The sequence below is a fragment of the Polynucleobacter sp. MWH-S4W17 genome, from assembly GCF_018687535.1.
Lineage (GTDB): Bacteria > Pseudomonadota > Gammaproteobacteria > Burkholderiales > Burkholderiaceae > Polynucleobacter.
This window is the reverse complement of record NZ_CP061295.1, coordinates 1,955,821-1,972,144: the sequence shown is the minus strand read 5'-3', so window position 1 is coordinate 1,972,144 and position 16,324 is coordinate 1,955,821. Positions and strand designations below refer to the sequence as shown.

Genomic DNA, 16,324 nt, shown 5'->3' with positions numbered 1-16,324 from the left:
CTTCTTAAAGGGGTCGATTGTGATCAACATCTATAGGGCGACGTTGCGGCGCAAGCAGGATGCGGGTGGCTAGCGGCCAAAGCATTGCTTCAATCAAAGCCTGGATCGCACCTGTTAAAGCCCACCAATAGAGTTCACCGCTGAGCAGCCAGTGCGCCAGCACAGGAAATAGCGATACCAATAAGAAGATGGGGAGTAGGTGCAGGGCTTGGGAAAGAACGGTCAGAGCCACAATGCGCCTGTGCCATGAGATAGCAAGGTAGGCGACCAGAGAGTAACTAAAGGCGTGCAATCCTAATAAATCGGAATTATGTACATCGATCATCAAGCCCAAAATGAAGGCGGTGATGACGCTGACATAGCGATGTTGATGAATGTTCCAAAACACAATACACAGGATTAACCAATCTGGCACCCAACCGTAATTACCAATGGGCAATAGGTTTAATAGCAGCGCACAAAATAAGCTGAAATAAATGAAGACCGGATTTACCGGGCGCAGAATATAGCCGCTCTGGAAATCGATCATTGCATACCTCGCGCACGCGTTTGGCGTCTGCCGGGTGTATTGCTTAGTGGTGCACCAGAAGTGGATTTGCTATTTACAGTTGCCGCTTTGGCATCAAGTTGCGGATCGTACAACAGTGCAAGCGCTTGACGATAGCGATTTACTGCCGCAACGGGATCACAAAAGACGTTAGAAGAGTTCTTATCAACATTGCGCTCTATTTTGCTAATCACTGCTACTGCAAACCCTGGGGGGTAAACGCCATCAATGCCCGAGGTCAGCAAAATATCGCCAACCTCCAAATCGCTGGCTACCGGTAAATAGCGTAGCTCCAATGGATTGCCACGCCCCGCGCCAAATACAGCCGCACGAAGGCCGTTGCGGGCCACTTGAACTGGAACCGCAAAATCACGGTCTTCCAGCAGGGAAACCTCGGCAGAGCGCTCATAGAGGCGAACCACTTGACCCAAAATGCCAGAATCATTGGCAATCGGATTGCCAAGCTTTAGGCCATCATTGCTGCCACGATTGATTACGATGCGCTGCGAGATTGGATTGGGTGGATTAAATAGAATTTCTGCCGGTAATGTTTTGAATGGAACCTGTTTTTGCAAAGTCATAAGCTCGCGCAGGTTTTGGTTTTCCACCATCAAAAATTCAGATTGATTTGCCAGCAAAGAAAGCTCTGCTTGACGTACTTTCATTACTTGGTTTTCTTGATCAAGAGTTGATCGGGTGGTGAAATATTCTGATGTTGCTTCGAAGGCGTTACGCGGTGCCATCATCACATATTCAAGAGGACGCAAAATCCAGTTGACATTATTGCGAATGGGGTCGAGTGCTTTGAAACGAAAATCGATCAGCATCAGAGCGATGCTGATCGACAGACAGACAATCAGTTTAAGTAAGGCCGGAATGCCCTGTCTGAAAAGTGGTGGAGCGCTATGTTGCAATTCCCTGGTCGACGTGTATGTTGCTTACTCGTGCGAGAACACTCCGCCTAACTTATCCATGCGCTCGAGTGCGATACCGCAACCACGAGCCACGCAAGTTAAGGGATCTTCTGCCACATGAATTGGCAAACCAGTTTCTTCAAGCAAGAGGCGATCGAGGTCGCGCAATAAGGCTCCGCCGCCAGTAAGCATCATGCCGCGTTCAGCAATATCGGACGCCAACTCTGGTGGAATTTGCTCGAGAGCTGCTTTTACCGCAGTCACGATTTGATTCAATGGATCAGTCAACGCTTCCAGAATTTCGTTGCTAGTAACGGTGAAGCTACGTGGGATACCTTCAGAAAGATTGCGACCCTTTACTTCCATCTCGCGCACTTCAGCGCCAGGGAAAGCTGAGCCAATCGTTTTTTTAATCAGCTCAGCAGTTTGTTCACCAATCAACATCCCGTAGTTACGACGAATGTAATTGGTAATCGCTTCATCAAACTTATCGCCACCAACACGAACAGAGCCTTTGTAAACCATGCCACCTAATGACATGACGCCAACTTCAGTTGTACCGCCGCCGATGTCGACAACCATCGAACCCGCAGCTTCTGAGACAGGCAAGCCAGAACCAATTGCAGCTGCCATTGGTTCTTCAATCAGAAATACTTGTGATGCCCCAGCGCCTAATGCAGATTCGCGAATCGCACGACGTTCAACTTGGGTAGATCCGCAAGGAACGCAAATGATGATGCGTGGACTTGGCTTTAATAATTTGCTTTCATGCACAAGTTTGATAAATTGCTTGAGCATTTGTTCGGTGATGGTGAAGTCAGCGATAACGCCATCCTTCATTGGGCGAATGGCCTCAATATTCCCTGGAACACGACCCAACATCGCTTTTGCCTCTTTGCCGACGGCCAAAATGGTCTTTTTGCCGTTTGGCCCACCTTCTTGGCGAATTGCCACAACAGAAGGTTCATCGAGGACAATACCCCGCTCACGCATATAAATTAAGGTGTTAGCGGTTCCTAGGTCGATGGCTAGGTCATTGGAAAAGTAGCTGCGGAAAAAACCAAACATGATGTAGTGGGAAAATAGAAAGTGTTAATGAAAATATATAGGAATGATACTCTCGTCCCATGAAACTTGATGATGTCCAGCGCATTGCGCACCTATCTAGGCTTGAGTTAAATCAGGCAGAAGCCGAGGCAGTTTTACCTCAATTACAGGCCATTTTTTCTTTGGTTGAGGAAATGCAGGCCGTGGATACCACTGGTCTTGAGCCATTGGCTCACCCAATCCTCTTTTTGCGGGATTTGGCCCAGCCCATGCGCGTTGATCAAGTTACTGAATCAGATCATCGTGCCGAAAATATGCAGTCAGCCCCTGCTCAGCATGACGGCTATTTCTTGGTGCCAAAGGTGATCGAATGAGTTGGCACAACACCCCTATCGCCTTAATGGCAAAAGCACTTGCTGCAAAAGAGGTATCCAGTACAGAGCTAACCCAGTACTTCTTAGACCGTATTGAGGCTGGAAAACAGTGGAATGCCTATCTTGATGTGAATGCTCACTTAAGTTTAGAGCAAGCAAATAAGGCAGATCAGTTAATTTCATCTGGTAAAGCTGGTAAGTTAACCGGCATTCCTGTGGCTCATAAAGATGTCTTTGTAACCCGGGGTTGGAATTCGACCGCAGCCTCCAAAATCTTGGCTGGCTATCAGAGTCCTTTCGATGCCACGGTAGTAGCGAATCTGGGAATTCCAGATGAAGACAATCCCCATGGCGCTGGCATGGTTTGTCTTGGCAAAACCAATATGGATGAGTTCGCAATGGGCTCTTCTAATGAAAACTCCGCCTTTGGGCCGGTCTTAAACCCTTGGAATGCTTCTCACGTAGCGGGAGGCTCGTCCGGTGGCTCTGCTGCAGCTGTAGCAGCGGGATTGGCTCCGATTGCAACTGGCACAGATACAGGCGGATCAATTCGTCAGCCGGCTGCTTTTTGCGGCTTAACTGGAATTAAGCCGAGTTATGGGCGAGTGTCACGCTACGGCATGATTGCTTACGCTTCATCGCTCGATCAAGCTGGGCCGATGGGCAAGACTGCAGAAGACTGCGCCTTGTTGCTGTCTGCAATGTCTTCGCATGATCCGCGTGACTCCACCTCTTTGGCTGACTCTGGTGAAGATTACGGTCGTTACCTCAATCAACATTGGAAGAAAGGCAATGCCAATCCCGCAAAACCATTGGAGGGTTTGCGTGTTGGTTTACCTAAAGAATTTTTTGCAGAAGGTTTAGCCGCTGATGTTGCTAAATCCGTTACTGAAGCCACTAAGCTTTTAGAAAATTTAGGCGCTACATTAATTGAAGTCAGCTTGCCTAAAACCAAGTTATCCATACCGGTGTATTACGTTTTAGCGCCAGCAGAAGCATCGAGTAACTTGAGTCGCTTTGATGGTGTGCGTTATGGGTATCGTGCCAATGAGTATCGTGATCTCAATGATATGTATGCCAAGTCACGCACCGAAGGTTTTGGTGAAGAAGTGAAGCGCCGCATCATGATTGGAACCTATGTGCTATGTCATGGTTACTATGATGCTTACTATCTTCAGGCACAAAAAATTCGTCGCATTATTGCAGCGGATTTTCAAGCTGCATTCAATCAGTGCGATGTCATCCTGGGGCCTGTAGCCCCTGATGTGGCTTGGCGTTTGGGCGAGAAATCTAAAGATCCCGTGCAAATGTATTTAGAAGATATTTATACGCTCTCTACTAACTTGGCAGGCTTGCCAGCGATGAGTGTCCCTTGTGGATTTAATACAAACAACTTGCCAATTGGCATGCAGCTCATTGGTAATTATTTTTCTGAAGCGCGCTTGTTGCAAGTGGCTCATCAATATCAGCAAGCCACTGATTGGCATTTGCGTCCAGCAAGTGAGGTGGCATGATGCAATGGGAAGTCGTTATTGGTCTAGAGACCCACGCGCAGTTGCAAACTCAGTCCAAGATTTTTAGTGGCGCAAGTACGCGCTTTGGCGCCGCGCCAAACACGCAAGCGTGTGCGGTGGATTTAGCATTGCCTGGCGTTTTGCCTGTACTTAATCGTCAAGCGGTAGAGCATGCGATTCGATTTGGTTTAGCAGTAAATGCGAAGATTTCGCCGGCAAGTATCTTTGCTCGCAAGAATTATTTCTACCCAGATCTACCCAAGGGCTATCAAATCAGCCAGATGGAGATCCCGGTTGTTGTTGGCGGGTATCTTGAGATCTTGGTTGGGGATGAAATAAAAGTAGTTGAACTCACTCGCGCCCATATGGAGGAGGATGCTGGTAAATCAGTCCATGAAGAAGGCTTTACAGGCCCTCATGGCGAGCCCTCTAGCGGGATTGATTTGAACCGCGCCGGCACACCACTCCTCGAGATTGTTACTGAGCCAGTGATGCGCAGTGCCGCTGAGGCCGTTGCCTATGCCAAGGCTTTGCATGGCTTGGTGGTGTGGCTGGGAGTTTGTGACGGCAATATGCAAGAAGGCTCTTTCCGTTGCGATGCGAACGTTTCTGTTCGCCCTAAAGGCCAGGCTGAATTCGGTACCCGTTGCGAAATCAAAAACTTGAACTCCTTCCGCTTTTTAGAGGAAGCCATTCAATATGAAGTGCGTCGTCAAATCGAGCTGATTGAAGATGGCGGTGCCGTTGTTCAAGAAACCCGACTTTACGATCCTGACCGTGGCGAAACCCGCAGTATGCGCAGTAAAGAAGATGCTAACGACTATCGCTACTTCCCCGATCCTGACTTATTGCCCGTTGTGATTGATGATGCATGGATTACAGATGTGCGCAGCAAGATGCCAGCATTACCTGCTCAATTACGCGAGCAGTGGCAAACCGAGTTTGGCTTAAGTGCATACGATGCGCAGTTGCTCACGCAAGATCGCGACACAGCAAAAGTATTTGAAGCATTGTTGGTAATCGTAGGTAAGCCATTGGCAAAGGCCGCAGCCAATTTAATTGCTGGTGAATTTGCTTCCTCCTTAAATCGTGCAGGCATTGCTGCAGCTGACGCGCCATTAAAAGCGGAGCATTTAGCGCCATTACTGACGCGTGTGGCAGATGGCACTATCTCCAATAAGATTGCTAAAGATATCTTTGCCATTCTTTGGGAAGAAGCTATCGCAGGTAAAGCTATCAGCACCGTTGATCAGGTTATTGACGCTAAAGGACTAAAACAAATTAGTGATAGCGGCGCCATTGAAGCCATTATTGATCAGGTGTTGGCGGCCAACCAGAAATCGGTTGAAGAGTTCCGCTCAGGCAAAGAGAAAGCATTTAACGCTCTCGTTGGCCAGATCATGAAGGCCTCTCAAGGCAAAGCAAACCCTGGTCAAGTAAACGAGCTCTTGCGTAAAAAGCTTGGTTAACCAAAGAACATATTTAGAAAGAAATATATGAGTGCAATCGATCCAAAGCAAGCCGAACAAGAAGAGTTAGTTGCTGAGTGGTTGCGTTCAACCCCAGGCTTCTTTGAGCGTTACGCTGATCTCTTTAATGAGATTCGGATTAAGCACCCACATGAGGATCGTGCGATCTCTTTGCAAGAACGTCAGATGACAGTATTGCGCACACAGAACCAAGAGCTCAATCGTCGCCTAAGCGAGATGTTGCATTTTGGTAGCCGTAACGATAAAACTCAACAAAGTTTAGTTGCTTGGTTATTGCGTTTGATGAAGGCCAACAATAAATCAGACGTGGAGGCTGCGATTACTTCGGGCTTAGCCGAAGTCTTTGAGGTGGAGTCTGCTCAACTGCTATCACCTACTTCTGCATTTGGTCCTTGGGTCGACACACCACTATGTGGCTCTGCAAAAGAATTGGTGGCAGCTAGCGTAGATTTGTTGGCAAGCCAGACGACCATTGATCCGGAGTGGCAAAGTATGGTGGCTATTGGCCTGCCCTTGGGTAAGAGTATTGGTGCCACTCAATCACCGGCCGTGTTGTTGCTGGCTAGCAAGGATGAATCTCGCTTTACGGCAGATATGGGCGCCTTCTACTTGCGCCAGATTGCTGAATTAACTGCCGCAGCTTTGGATCGTATCCAGGCTTATGAAATTAAAGTTGACTGAACTACACCCCCTCATGCAAGAGTATTTGCATGAGTTACATGTGTTGCGTCAGCTCTCGCCGCATACGCTCAAAGCGTATGGCATGGATTTGAGTGATCTGCAAAATTTCGCTCTTGAAGACAATGTTGAGCTATTAAAAGTGAGCAACGGCCATGTGCGTCGTTGGGCTGGCCGTTTGCACTCCAAAGGTAAATCCTCAAGAAGTATTGCGAGAGCGCTTTCTGCATGGCGTGGCTGGTATGACTGGCTTACCGAGAAAGATGCCAGGCGTGATGCCCGTGCTGGTAAGGTAACAAGCAATTTAATTGCTAACCCGGTTGACGATGTAAAGGCGCCTAAGCGCTTGAGGTCTTTGCCCAAGGCTTTGTCTGTCGAGCAGGCGCTTGCCCTGGTAAACCAAGCCGTGAAAGAAGCGGAAGAAAAAAAGGATTTGGAATCAATCCGAGATGCAGCCATTATTGATTTGCTTTACTCATCAGGCCTGCGTCTTTCAGAGCTCTTGGGAATTGATGTGATGCAAAGCAAAAATCGTCAGCATGAATCTGCTGGTTGGTTGGATTGGAATGCTGCTGAAGTAACAGTTTTGGGTAAGGGCGGCAAGCGACGTTCAGTACCTGTTGGTGTGCCTGCAATGAAATCACTTGCTACCTGGCGAGAGCTGCGTGATGCTGGAAACTATTCAGAAGAATCCATCGCCTTGTTTTTGTCAGCAACGGGTAAGCGCTTATCACCACGTACCGTACAAGCAAGACTGCGGACTTTAGCTATGCGCGCTGGATTGCCCACCCATGTGCATCCTCATATGATGCGCCATAGCTTTGCCAGCCACGTGCTGCAATCCTCACAGGATTTACGTGCAGTACAGGAGATGCTAGGGCACGCCAGCATTGCTAGTACCCAGATTTATACCTCTTTAGATTTTCAGCACCTAGCTCAGGCATACGATAAAGCGCATCCGCGCGCAAAGGCTGGCAAAGGCTGAGGAACTCGGTAAGATAGAAGGTTTCCCGCTTTGGGAATTGTTGGCTTTTAGATTTTGATTGGATCATCCATGGCATTAATTCCAGTAACGATTTTGACGGGCTTCTTGGGAAGCGGCAAAACCACTTTGCTTAAACACATCTTGACTGAAGAGCATGGCAAAAAAATTGCCGTCATTGAGAATGAATTCGGTGAAGAGAATATTGATAACGACATCTTGGTGCAAGACAACCAAGAGAACATTGTGCAAATGAGCAATGGTTGTATTTGCTGCACCATTCGTGGCGATCTCGTGGATGCTTTAAACGAGCTTTGGGAGCAACGCAAAGATAAGAAGATTAGTTTTGATCGTGTCGTGATTGAAACCACAGGCGTTGCTAATCCTGGCCCCGTCGCTCAGACATTCTTTATGGATGATGATGTGGCAGACCATTATGTTTTAGATGCTGTAGTGACCCTGGTGGATGCCAAGCACGGTCAGCAACAACTCAATGAGCATGAAGAGGCTCAGCGCCAAGTTGGCTTTGCCGACCAAATCTTTATTACTAAGACCGATTTAGTGACGCCTGCTGAAGTAGATGCCTTACGTAATCGCCTGATGCATATGAACCCAAGAGCGCCTATTGCAGGCATTTCTAAGGGTGTGGTGCCCTTGAATGCTGTCTTAGACCTCAAGGGCTTTAATCTCAATGCCAAGTTGGATATTGACCCTCATTTCTTGGAGCAGGAAGATCATGACCATGCGGATTGCGGTCATGACCATAGTCACGACCACGACCACAGTACCTGTGGCCATGACCATAGTCACGACCACCAGCACCAACACCATGGCCATGCTGGCCATACTGATCGTATCCAATCCTTTGTTTTTCGTAGTGATAAACCCTTTAATCACAAAAAGTTGGAAGACTTCCTGGGAGGCATTTTGGAGGTCTTTGGAGAGAAGATGTTGCGCTACAAGGGTGTACTCTATGTGAAGGGAAGTAGCCGAAAAGTGGTGTTTCAGGGGGTTCATCAGATGATGGGCAGCGATTTAGCCGGTCCATGGGGCACAGAACCCAAGCAAACCCGGATGGTCTTCATAGGCATCGATTTGCCCAAGGACACCCTATTGGCAGGGCTTGAGGGCTGTTTGGCCTAGCAAGATTCGGGTACAATCCGCCGCCACGGCCCATATTGATGAATATTAATAAAGGAGTCGTAAAAGTTTGGCAGAATGAAGCAATAATGCTTCAAACCAGGAAAGAATGAGATGACGGTAAAAACAGCAACAAAACCATCAACCGCTGCAAAAGCTAGTAGTAAGGCTGCGAGCGCTAAGGTTGCAAAAGGTGCTCCATTGACTGAGGCCGAATTGCTCAAGATGTCCGATAAGGACTACATGAGTGCTGCGCAGTTAGATTTTTTCCGTCAAAAACTACTCACTCTCAAAGATGACATTTTGAAGAATGCGTCCGAGACAACAGAACATCTGCGTGAAAATATTTTGGTTCCCGATCCCGCCGACCGTGCAACGATCGAAGAGGAGCATGCATTGGAATTGCGCACGCGTGATCGTGAGCGCAAGCTGCTTAAAAAAGTGGAGCAAGCATTGGCTCGCATTGAGTCAGGTGACTATGGATGGTGCGAAGAAACTGGTGAGCCAATCGGCTTGAACCGTTTAATTGCAAGGCCTACAGCTAATTTATCTCTTGAGGCTCAAGAGCGTCGCGAACTCCGTCAAAAATTATTTGGCGAATAAATTTTAAGTAGCGATGACTAAGCATTTACCAACCATTAGTGATATCTCTCCTTTATTAAAGGCGGAGATTCTTGCTGAGGCTTTGCCTTATATTCGTGCGTATCACGGCAAGACTATTGTGATTAAGTATGGCGGAAATGCCATGGTGGAAGAACGTCTCAAGGAAAGTTTTGCGCGTGACGTGATCTTGTTAAAGCTTGTTGGCATGAATCCAGTAGTAGTTCATGGGGGAGGCCCACAAATTGATGAGGCCTTGAAGAAGATTGGTAAGACCGGTACTTTTATTCAAGGTATGCGCGTAACCGATGAAGAAACCATGGAAGTAGTGGAATGGGTTCTAGGCGGCGAGGTGCAGCAGGATATTGTGATGTTGATTAACCACTTTGGCGGCCAGGCTGTTGGCTTGACTGGTAAAGACGGCGGATTGATTCACGCTAAGAAAATGAAGATTCCTAGCGATACAGAGCCGGGCAAGATGGTGGATATCGGTTTTGTTGGTGAGATCGAGGCAATTAATCCTGCGGTGGTTAAAGCTTTGCAAGACGATGCGTTTATTCCGGTAATTTCTCCTATTGGCTTTAGTGCAGAAGGCCAGGCTTACAACATTAATGCTGACTTGGTGGCTGGCAAGATGGCAGAAATCCTGCATGCAGAGAAGTTGGTCATGATGACCAATATCCCGGGCGTGATGGATAAAGACGGTAAGTTGCTGACAGATTTAACCGCGCGAGAAATTGATGCGCTCTTTGCTGATGGCACTATTTCTGGCGGTATGTTGCCCAAGATTTCTTCCGCATTAGATGCCGCTAAGAGCGGTGTCAATTCAGTGCACATTATTGATGGCCGCATTGAGCATTCATTATTGTTAGAAATTCTGACCGAGCAAGCATTCGGCACGATGATTCGCTCTAGATAAGCAGATAACCATGAGCGAATCTTTAGAGCCAGTAAACATCAACGACAGCAACGCTGACGCTGGTGTAGCTCGTAAGCGCCCTCGCCCAGGTGAACGCCGCTTACAGATTCTGCAAGTGCTTGCTGAGATGTTGCAAAACCCAAAGGCTGAGCGTGTCACTACAGCCGCTTTAGCGGCCAAGATTGAGGTTTCAGAAGCAGCTCTTTATCGGCACTTCGCCAGCAAGGCGCAGATGTTTGAAGGCCTCATTTCTTTTATTGAGCAAACCGTTTTTGGATTGATTAATCAAATTAATCAAAAAGAAGAATCTGGCCTTGTTCAGGCGCGCGGTATCTTGCAAATGCTTTTATTCTTTGCTGAAAAGAATCCTGGCATGACTCGCGTTTTATTGGGCGATGCTTTATTGCAAGAGGATGATCGTCTTCAAGAGCGCATTACTCAAGTGCTTGATCGTGTCGAAGCATCTCTTAAGCAAGCTCTACGTATTGCCCAAACCCAAGGCGGTAATTGGGCTCAGCTAGGCCAAGAAGAGGTCAGCATTCGTGCGGCCATGTTGATGAGTTTTGTTTTGGGTCGTTGGCATCGCTTTGCCCGTAGCGGATTTAAGAAGCTGCCAACTGAAGCCTCCGATGTTAGCCTGCGCCTTCTCCTTTCAGAATGAGCGAGCTACACCTCTCTAGAAATACTATTCATTTTGCCGAGCCCCTGCCTTTGCAGAGTGGCGCCATTTTGTCTGGCTACGATTTAGTGATTGAGACCTACGGCAAACTCAATGCCGATAAAAGTAATGCTGTTCTTGTTTGTCATGCTCTCAATGCATCTCATCATGTAGCTGGCCCAAGCCCAGATAATCCAGAAGACATTGGTTGGTGGGACAACATGATTGGTCCTGGTAAGCCAGTGGATACCGATCACTTTTTTGTCATTGGCGTCAATAATTTAGGCTCTTGTTTTGGTTCTACTGGGCCAATGAGCATCAATCCTACTAATGGCAAGCCATATGGCGCAGATTTTCCGGTGGTCACGGTTGAGGATTGGGTGAATACTCAAGCCCGCTTGGCGGATAAGTTGGGTATTCGTAAATTTGCTGCTGTAATGGGTGGAAGCCTGGGTGGCATGCAAGCTATGGCTTGGGCTATTCAGTTTCCTAAGCGCATAGACCATTGTGTGGTGGTGGCATCTACCCCAAGGCTGAGCGCACAAAACATTGCCTTCAATGAAGTGGCTCGTAATGCCATTCTGTCTGATCCTGATTTTCATGGGGGCAACTACTACGAGCATGGCGTTGTACCAAAGCGGGGTTTGCGTTTGGCGCGCATGGTTGGTCACATCACCTATTTATCTGATGATGACATGGCAGAAAAATTTGGACGAGAATTGCAGCGCCCTAATGGCGAGTCAAATGACTATCGCTTCAGCTTTGATGTTGAGTTTGAGGTTGAGAGTTATTTACGTCATCAAGGTGATAAGTTTTCAAGCTACTTTGATGCCAATACTTATTTATTGATTACGCGTGCACTAGATTATTTTGATCCAGCACGTCGTTACGATGGCAGTCTGAATCGCGCCTTAGCGGAGGTGCAAGCTAAGTTTTTGGTTGTCAGCTTTTCAACCGACTGGCGGTTCCCGCCTGATCGCAGTCGCGAGATTGTGCAATCTTTGCTGAGCAATAAGAGTGAAGTAACCTATGCTGAGATCGACGCGCCACATGGGCATGATGCTTTTCTGCTAAATGACGAGCGTTATCACAACCTGGTCCGAGCTTACTTTAAGCAAATGCGTGAGGTTCAAGCATGAGCAATTTTAATAAGCGTGCCGACTTTGCTGCCATAGCTAATTGGATTGCACCCAATACTCAAGTCTTGGATCTCGGTTGTGGCGATGGTAGTTTCTTGGAGTTTTTGCAGAAGCAAAAACCGGTTCACGCTTATGGTGTTGAGATTGATGATTCACGCGTACTCTCTTGCGTGCAAAAGGGCTTAAACGTCATACAGCAAGATTTAGAAGGCGGCTTAGCGCTCTTTGAAGATGGTAGTTTTGACACAGTTGTGCTGTCACAAACTCTGCAAACTATTCATCAAACTGAAAAGATTTTGCGTGAGGTAGTGCGTGTAGGCAAGGAGTCAGTAATCTCTTTTCCAAACTTCGGCCATTGGTCTCATCGATTGGCTGTTGGTCTAGGCCGCATGCCAGTTTCTAAGAGTTTGCCTTATCAGTGGTACAACACGCCCAACGTACGCGTTCTCACGGTTGCTGACTTTGAGAAGTTAGCCTCAAGCCTTGGCCTGAAGGTAATTGATCAATGCATCTTGCATGAGGGTCGCCAGGTGACTTTGATGCCAAATTTATTTGGTAGTCTCGCTTTATTCCGCATTCGTCGTGCCTAACAAGCAACTCCATGTAGTGAAGTCCTGGCTTCAAGACTTTCGGGTTTATCTCGAATGGTCTTGTTTGCGCATGTTGTTCTTGGGCTTTTCCGCAGGACTTCCTCTATTACTTATTCTAGGAACTCTGAGCTTTTGGCTGCGTGAAGCCGGCATTGATCGCAGCACCATTGGTTACTTAACTTGGGTTGGTTTGATATATGCTTTTAAGTGGGTTTGGGCTCCGCTTGTTGATCGCTTACAAATCCCGCTCTTAACGCAATTGTTTGGTCGCCGTCGCAGCTGGTTACTCTTTGCGCAAGCACTCATCATTTTGGGTCTGGTCGGTATGTCGACTTTAGATCCCAAGCTGGCACTCAATTCCATTGTTTGGTGTGCGCTCTTGGTGGCTTTTGGATCTGCCACTCAAGATATCGCATTAGATGCTTTCCGTATTGAGTCGGCCAATGGTGACCATCAAGCAGCCCTTGCTGCTACATATCAAACTGGATATCGTCTTGCCTTAATTTGGGCCGGCGCCGGTGTGCTTTGGCTTGCTGCTCGTGCTGAAACAGGTAGTGGTTACGATGCGGGTGCATGGCAATTTGCCTATCTTTGTATGGCGGCCTCAATTGGGGTAGGTGTAATTACAACCCTTTTAAGCAAAGAGCCTGTGAAGTATGAGTTAGCAAAGGTCCGTACTGCCAAAGCATGGCTATATCAGACCTTAGTTGAGCCTTTTGCAGAATTTATTACACGCTATCGCTGGCATGCTATTTTGATCTTGTCATTAATTGCCATCTACCGTATTAGTGATGTCGTGATGGGCATTATGGCAAACCCCTTTTATGTAGATATGGGTTACACCAAAGATGAGGTTGCTGCAGTAAGCAAAGTGTTTGGTGTAGTGATGACCTTAGTTGGTGCTTTTGTTGGTGGCGTGCTCACATTGCGTTTTGGCGTGTTGCGAATTCTATTTGTAGGCGCGGTTCTCTCAGCGGTTAGCAATATATTGTTTGCTTGGCTGGCTACTCAAGGACATGATTTACATGGTTTGATTTGGGTCATCTCTGCAGATAATTTAAGTTCTGGTATCGCTAGTGCAGCTTTTATAGCGTTCTTGTCATCGCTTACTAATATCCGTTACTCAGCCACCCAGTATGCTTTGTTCAGTTCGATGATGTTGCTGCTACCCAAATGGTTGGCGGGCTTCTCTGGAGTGTTTGTTGATAACTTTGGGTACCAAGCATTCTTCTACGGCACCGCCATTATTGGCGCTCCAGTCCTACTTCTTATTTGGGCAACGATTCATTTCAAGATCGTGCAGACCAAAAAAGAGAGTGAGTAAAAGTGGAGTAATGGGGAAAGTAAATTCTCCCTGTTACTTGTTAAATCTTCCAGTCGTAATCCACGATAAGTGGCGCATGGTCTGAGAATTTCTCCTCCTTATACACCGTAGTTTTCTTGGCTGTAGCCGCAATACCGGGGGTAGTGATGTGATAGTCAATACGCCAGCCAACATTTTTGGCATAAGCTTGGCCTCGATTACTCCACCAGGTGTAGCAAGTTTCAGTTGCCTCTGGCTCTAACTGGCGATAGACATCGACATAACCTACTTTGCTAAATAAGTTGGTAAGCCATGCGCGCTCTTCGGGCAAGAAGCCAGAATTTTTGAGATTGCCTTTCCAGTTCTTCAGATCAATTTCTTGATGGGCAATATTGACATCGCCGCATAGGACAATTTCACGACCTGATTTTTTGAGGGAGATGAGATGCGGCAGAAAGCTGTCGAGGTAGCGATATTTAGCTTCTTGGCGCTCGGGGGAGCTTGAGCCTGAGGGCATATAAACAGATATCACTGATATACCTTTAAAGCGGGCTTCAACATAGCGCCCTTCAGCATCAAACTCTTCATTGCCATAGCCGTACAAGACCTCATCTGGCTTATGGGGCGTATAAATACCGCAACCACTGTAGCCCTTTTTCTCCGCATGATGGAAGTAGCCATGCATGCCGTCAGGGTTCAGAATGGCGTCCTCTAGATCATCGCGCTGAGCCTTAAGCTCCTGCATACAAATGAAATCAGCCTTTTGCTTTACAGCCCATGGCAGAAAGCCTTTTTTGACTGCAGAACGGATACCGTTGAGGTTCGCGGAAATGATGCGTAACATATAGGCCTATGAGCTCAAATAATTCAAATCAAGATAACTTTATTCGTTTTGCCTTAGAGGCAAGGGTTTTGTCCTTCGGGGAGTTTAAAACCAAAGCGGGAAGACTCTCACCTTATTTCTTTAATGCGGGTGAATTTAATGATGGAGCTCGACTAAGCGCCTTGGGTCGTTATTACGCCAAAGCCTTGCAGGAATCGGGCATTCAGTTCGATATGCTTTATGGACCGGCATACAAGGGAATCACACTTGCAGCGGCAACAGCCATTGCGCTGGCAGATGATGGGATTAACGTTCCATATGCTTACAACCGTAAAGAAGCTAAGGATCATGGTGAAGGTGGCATGCTGGTTGGTGCGCCAGTAAAGGGCAGGGTTGTCATCATTGATGATGTAATTTCTGCTGGCACTTCAGTTAGGGAATCCGTTGATCTTATTCGCAAAGCGGGAGGAGAGCCTGCAGCGGTATTGATCGCTTTGGATCGTATGGAGCGCTCAGGCAATGCTGTTGAAATTGGAGACAAGTCTGCAGTGCAGGCCGTAGAGCAAGAATTTGGTTTACCGGTGATTGCAATTGCGAATTTAGCCGGCTTAATGTCTTTCTTAACTTCATCAAGCGATGTGCAGTTAACAAACCACTTGCCCTCAGTAAAGGCCTATCGTGAGAAATACGGAATCTAAGAGCAACCGCTTTTAGATTGTTGTTTCACCCTCAAAGACAGTAACTGCTGGGCCGGTCATGATGACTGGCTGAGCAAGGTTATCAATAGTCCCGCCCCAGGCAATCTGCAAGTCGCCGCCCCGCGTATGCACCTTTACTGGCGAGTCTAGTAAGCCTCTGCGAATCCCTGAAACCACCGCTGCACAAGCGCCGGTACCGCAGGCTAGCGTTTCTCCAGCACCGCGTTCAAAGACACGCAATTTGATTTCATTGCGATTGATTGCTTGCATGTAACCCACGTTTACTTTTTTCGGAAACGCTGCAAACTGTTCAATTTCTGGGCCTTCTTCTAATACGGGTGCACTATCAACATCACCAACTACTTGGACTGCATGTGGATTGCCCATTGAGAGGACGCCCACCAAACTATCGTGAGTAGCGGGGTAATTCAAAGGAAGCGCATAGAGAGTCTCTTGAAACTCTTGAACGCTTGCCAACCCGGCTGCATTAAATGGAATATGACTGTGCTCAAAAATTGGTGCGCCCATATCCACCTCAACCTGGCCATCCGGATGGGACTTGAGAGTCAGAACGGTGTGTGCCACTTCCACGCGTAATGGATTCTTATTGGAAAGACCTTGATCTAATACAAAGCGTACAAAGCAGCGCGAGCCATTGCCGCATTGCTCTACCTCACCGCCGTCAGCATTAAAAATGCGGTATCTAAAATCAGCATCAGGACGCGTGGCTTTTTCAACCAGGAGAATTTGATCGGCACCAATGCCAAATTGACGATGGGCTAAGGCTTGCCATTGATCCTTGGTAATGCCACTCAAGTCTTGGTCGATACCGTTGAGCACAATGAAGTCATTGCCAGCTCCATGCATTTTGGTGAAGCGTAGCTTGCGTGCTGGATTGTTAGTATTGG

The 16,324-nt window shown here is 47.5% G+C and carries 18 protein-coding genes; 13 read left to right on the top strand and 5 right to left on the bottom strand.

Annotated elements, in window-relative coordinates:
- Nucleotides 1–4: 4 nt before the first annotated feature.
- The 3 genes from mreD to C2755_RS09870 are packed head-to-tail and all read right to left on the bottom strand — an operon-like array spanning nucleotide 5 to nucleotide 2,529.
- Nucleotides 5–529, bottom strand: coding sequence for a rod shape-determining protein MreD (gene mreD / locus C2755_RS09880; protein ID WP_215321165.1), 525 nt, complete (start codon nucleotides 527–529; stop codon nucleotides 5–7).
- A complete protein-coding gene (gene mreC / locus C2755_RS09875) occupies nucleotides 526–1,461 on the bottom strand; it encodes a rod shape-determining protein MreC (RefSeq protein WP_215321164.1) in 936 nt (311 codons plus the stop codon). The genes mreD and mreC overlap by 4 nt, the downstream gene beginning before the upstream one ends.
- 24 nt (nucleotides 1,462–1,485) lie before the next feature.
- Nucleotides 1,486–2,529: a rod shape-determining protein gene (locus tag C2755_RS09870; RefSeq protein ID WP_068319852.1), complete on the bottom strand. Its 1,044-nt coding sequence runs from the start codon at nucleotides 2,527–2,529 to the stop codon at nucleotides 1,486–1,488.
- A gap of 59 nt (nucleotides 2,530–2,588) precedes the next feature.
- Here C2755_RS09870 and gatC point away from each other — a divergent pair, with 59 nt between their 5' ends.
- From gatC to C2755_RS09810, 12 genes are all read left to right on the top strand, one after another.
- Nucleotides 2,589–2,882, top strand: coding sequence for an Asp-tRNA(Asn)/Glu-tRNA(Gln) amidotransferase subunit GatC (gene gatC / locus C2755_RS09865; protein ID WP_215321163.1), 294 nt, complete (start codon nucleotides 2,589–2,591; stop codon nucleotides 2,880–2,882).
- Nucleotides 2,879–4,396: an Asp-tRNA(Asn)/Glu-tRNA(Gln) amidotransferase subunit GatA gene (gene gatA / locus C2755_RS09860; RefSeq protein ID WP_215321162.1), complete on the top strand. Its 1,518-nt coding sequence runs from the start codon at nucleotides 2,879–2,881 to the stop codon at nucleotides 4,394–4,396. Before gatC ends, gatA begins: the two co-directional genes overlap by 4 nt.
- Nucleotides 4,396–5,865 carry an Asp-tRNA(Asn)/Glu-tRNA(Gln) amidotransferase subunit GatB gene (gene gatB, locus C2755_RS09855; protein WP_215322368.1) on the top strand — a complete coding sequence of 490 codons (1,470 nt, stop codon included), beginning with the start codon at nucleotides 4,396–4,398 and terminating at the stop codon, nucleotides 5,863–5,865. Before gatA ends, gatB begins: the two co-directional genes overlap by 1 nt.
- Nucleotides 5,866–5,892: 27 nt before the next feature.
- Nucleotides 5,893–6,567, top strand: coding sequence for a DUF484 family protein (locus C2755_RS09850; protein ID WP_215321161.1), 675 nt, complete (start codon nucleotides 5,893–5,895; stop codon nucleotides 6,565–6,567).
- Nucleotides 6,548–7,549: a tyrosine recombinase XerC gene (locus tag C2755_RS09845; protein ID WP_215321160.1), complete on the top strand. Its 1,002-nt coding sequence runs from the start codon at nucleotides 6,548–6,550 to the stop codon at nucleotides 7,547–7,549. The genes C2755_RS09850 and C2755_RS09845 overlap by 20 nt, the downstream gene beginning before the upstream one ends.
- A 69-nt stretch (nucleotides 7,550–7,618) precedes the next feature.
- Nucleotides 7,619–8,689: a GTP-binding protein gene (locus C2755_RS09840; protein ID WP_215321159.1), complete on the top strand. Its 1,071-nt coding sequence runs from the start codon at nucleotides 7,619–7,621 to the stop codon at nucleotides 8,687–8,689.
- A gap of 222 nt (nucleotides 8,690–8,911) precedes the next feature.
- Complete coding sequence (gene dksA, locus C2755_RS09835) at nucleotides 8,912–9,289, top strand: RNA polymerase-binding protein DksA (RefSeq protein WP_088525877.1); 378 nt, start codon at nucleotides 8,912–8,914, stop codon at nucleotides 9,287–9,289.
- A gap of 13 nt (nucleotides 9,290–9,302) precedes the next feature.
- Nucleotides 9,303–10,205: an acetylglutamate kinase gene (gene argB, locus C2755_RS09830; RefSeq protein WP_215321158.1), complete on the top strand. Its 903-nt coding sequence runs from the start codon at nucleotides 9,303–9,305 to the stop codon at nucleotides 10,203–10,205.
- Nucleotides 10,206–10,215: 10 nt separating this feature from the next.
- The gene (slmA, locus tag C2755_RS09825) at nucleotides 10,216–10,866 is read left to right on the top strand and encodes a nucleoid occlusion factor SlmA (protein ID WP_215321157.1); all 651 of its coding nucleotides are present in this window, start codon (nucleotides 10,216–10,218) and stop codon (nucleotides 10,864–10,866) included.
- Nucleotides 10,863–12,002 carry a homoserine O-acetyltransferase gene (locus tag C2755_RS09820; RefSeq protein ID WP_215321156.1) on the top strand — a complete coding sequence of 380 codons (1,140 nt, stop codon included), beginning with the start codon at nucleotides 10,863–10,865 and terminating at the stop codon, nucleotides 12,000–12,002. Before slmA ends, C2755_RS09820 begins: the two co-directional genes overlap by 4 nt.
- Complete coding sequence (metW, locus tag C2755_RS09815; protein WP_072582609.1) at nucleotides 11,999–12,592, top strand: methionine biosynthesis protein MetW; 594 nt, start codon at nucleotides 11,999–12,001, stop codon at nucleotides 12,590–12,592. The genes C2755_RS09820 and metW overlap by 4 nt, the downstream gene beginning before the upstream one ends.
- A complete protein-coding gene (locus C2755_RS09810; protein WP_215321155.1) occupies nucleotides 12,585–13,916 on the top strand; it encodes an MFS transporter in 1,332 nt (443 codons plus the stop codon). Before metW ends, C2755_RS09810 begins: the two co-directional genes overlap by 8 nt.
- Nucleotides 13,917–13,956: 40 nt before the next feature.
- Here the strand turns inward: C2755_RS09810 and C2755_RS09805 are convergent, their stop codons facing one another.
- Entirely contained in the window at nucleotides 13,957–14,739 is a 783-nt protein-coding gene (locus tag C2755_RS09805; protein WP_215321154.1) for an exodeoxyribonuclease III, read from the bottom strand.
- Between the two features lie 8 nt (nucleotides 14,740–14,747).
- Here C2755_RS09805 and pyrE point away from each other — a divergent pair, with 8 nt between their 5' ends.
- Nucleotides 14,748–15,416, top strand: coding sequence for an orotate phosphoribosyltransferase (gene pyrE / locus C2755_RS09800; protein WP_215321153.1), 669 nt, complete (start codon nucleotides 14,748–14,750; stop codon nucleotides 15,414–15,416).
- 12 nt (nucleotides 15,417–15,428) lie between these two features.
- Here pyrE and dapF read toward each other — a convergent pair whose 3' ends face one another.
- The gene (dapF, locus tag C2755_RS09795; RefSeq protein WP_215322367.1) at nucleotides 15,429–16,283 is read right to left on the bottom strand and encodes a diaminopimelate epimerase; all 855 of its coding nucleotides are present in this window, start codon (nucleotides 16,281–16,283) and stop codon (nucleotides 15,429–15,431) included.
- Nucleotides 16,284–16,324 lie beyond the last annotated feature (41 nt).

What these genes read in the sequence shown, in the direction of transcription:
- mreD (WP_215321165.1), bottom strand. Translation starts at nt 529, where the DNA reads ATGATCGATTTCCAGAGCGGCTATATTCTGCGCCCGGTAAATCCGGTC.
- C2755_RS09870 (WP_068319852.1), bottom strand. Translation starts at nt 2,529, where the DNA reads ATGTTTGGTTTTTTCCGCAGCTACTTTTCCAATGACCTAGCCATCGAC.
- gatC (WP_215321163.1), top strand. Translation starts at nt 2,589, where the DNA reads ATGAAACTTGATGATGTCCAGCGCATTGCGCACCTATCTAGGCTTGAG.
- gatA (WP_215321162.1), top strand. Translation starts at nt 2,879, where the DNA reads ATGAGTTGGCACAACACCCCTATCGCCTTAATGGCAAAAGCACTTGCT.
- gatB (WP_215322368.1), top strand. Translation starts at nt 4,396, where the DNA reads ATGCAATGGGAAGTCGTTATTGGTCTAGAGACCCACGCGCAGTTGCAA.
- C2755_RS09850 (WP_215321161.1), top strand. Translation starts at nt 5,893, where the DNA reads ATGAGTGCAATCGATCCAAAGCAAGCCGAACAAGAAGAGTTAGTTGCT.
- C2755_RS09845 (WP_215321160.1), top strand. Translation starts at nt 6,548, where the DNA reads ATGAAATTAAAGTTGACTGAACTACACCCCCTCATGCAAGAGTATTTG.
- C2755_RS09840 (WP_215321159.1), top strand. Translation starts at nt 7,619, where the DNA reads ATGGCATTAATTCCAGTAACGATTTTGACGGGCTTCTTGGGAAGCGGC.
- dksA (WP_088525877.1), top strand. Translation starts at nt 8,912, where the DNA reads ATGTCCGATAAGGACTACATGAGTGCTGCGCAGTTAGATTTTTTCCGT.
- argB (WP_215321158.1), top strand. Translation starts at nt 9,303, where the DNA reads ATGACTAAGCATTTACCAACCATTAGTGATATCTCTCCTTTATTAAAG.
- slmA (WP_215321157.1), top strand. Translation starts at nt 10,216, where the DNA reads ATGAGCGAATCTTTAGAGCCAGTAAACATCAACGACAGCAACGCTGAC.
- C2755_RS09820 (WP_215321156.1), top strand. Translation starts at nt 10,863, where the DNA reads ATGAGCGAGCTACACCTCTCTAGAAATACTATTCATTTTGCCGAGCCC.
- metW (WP_072582609.1), top strand. Translation starts at nt 11,999, where the DNA reads ATGAGCAATTTTAATAAGCGTGCCGACTTTGCTGCCATAGCTAATTGG.
- C2755_RS09805 (WP_215321154.1), bottom strand. Translation starts at nt 14,739, where the DNA reads ATGTTACGCATCATTTCCGCGAACCTCAACGGTATCCGTTCTGCAGTC.
- pyrE (WP_215321153.1), top strand. Translation starts at nt 14,748, where the DNA reads ATGAGCTCAAATAATTCAAATCAAGATAACTTTATTCGTTTTGCCTTA.
- dapF (WP_215322367.1), bottom strand. Translation starts at nt 16,283, where the DNA reads ATGCATGGAGCTGGCAATGACTTCATTGTGCTCAACGGTATCGACCAA.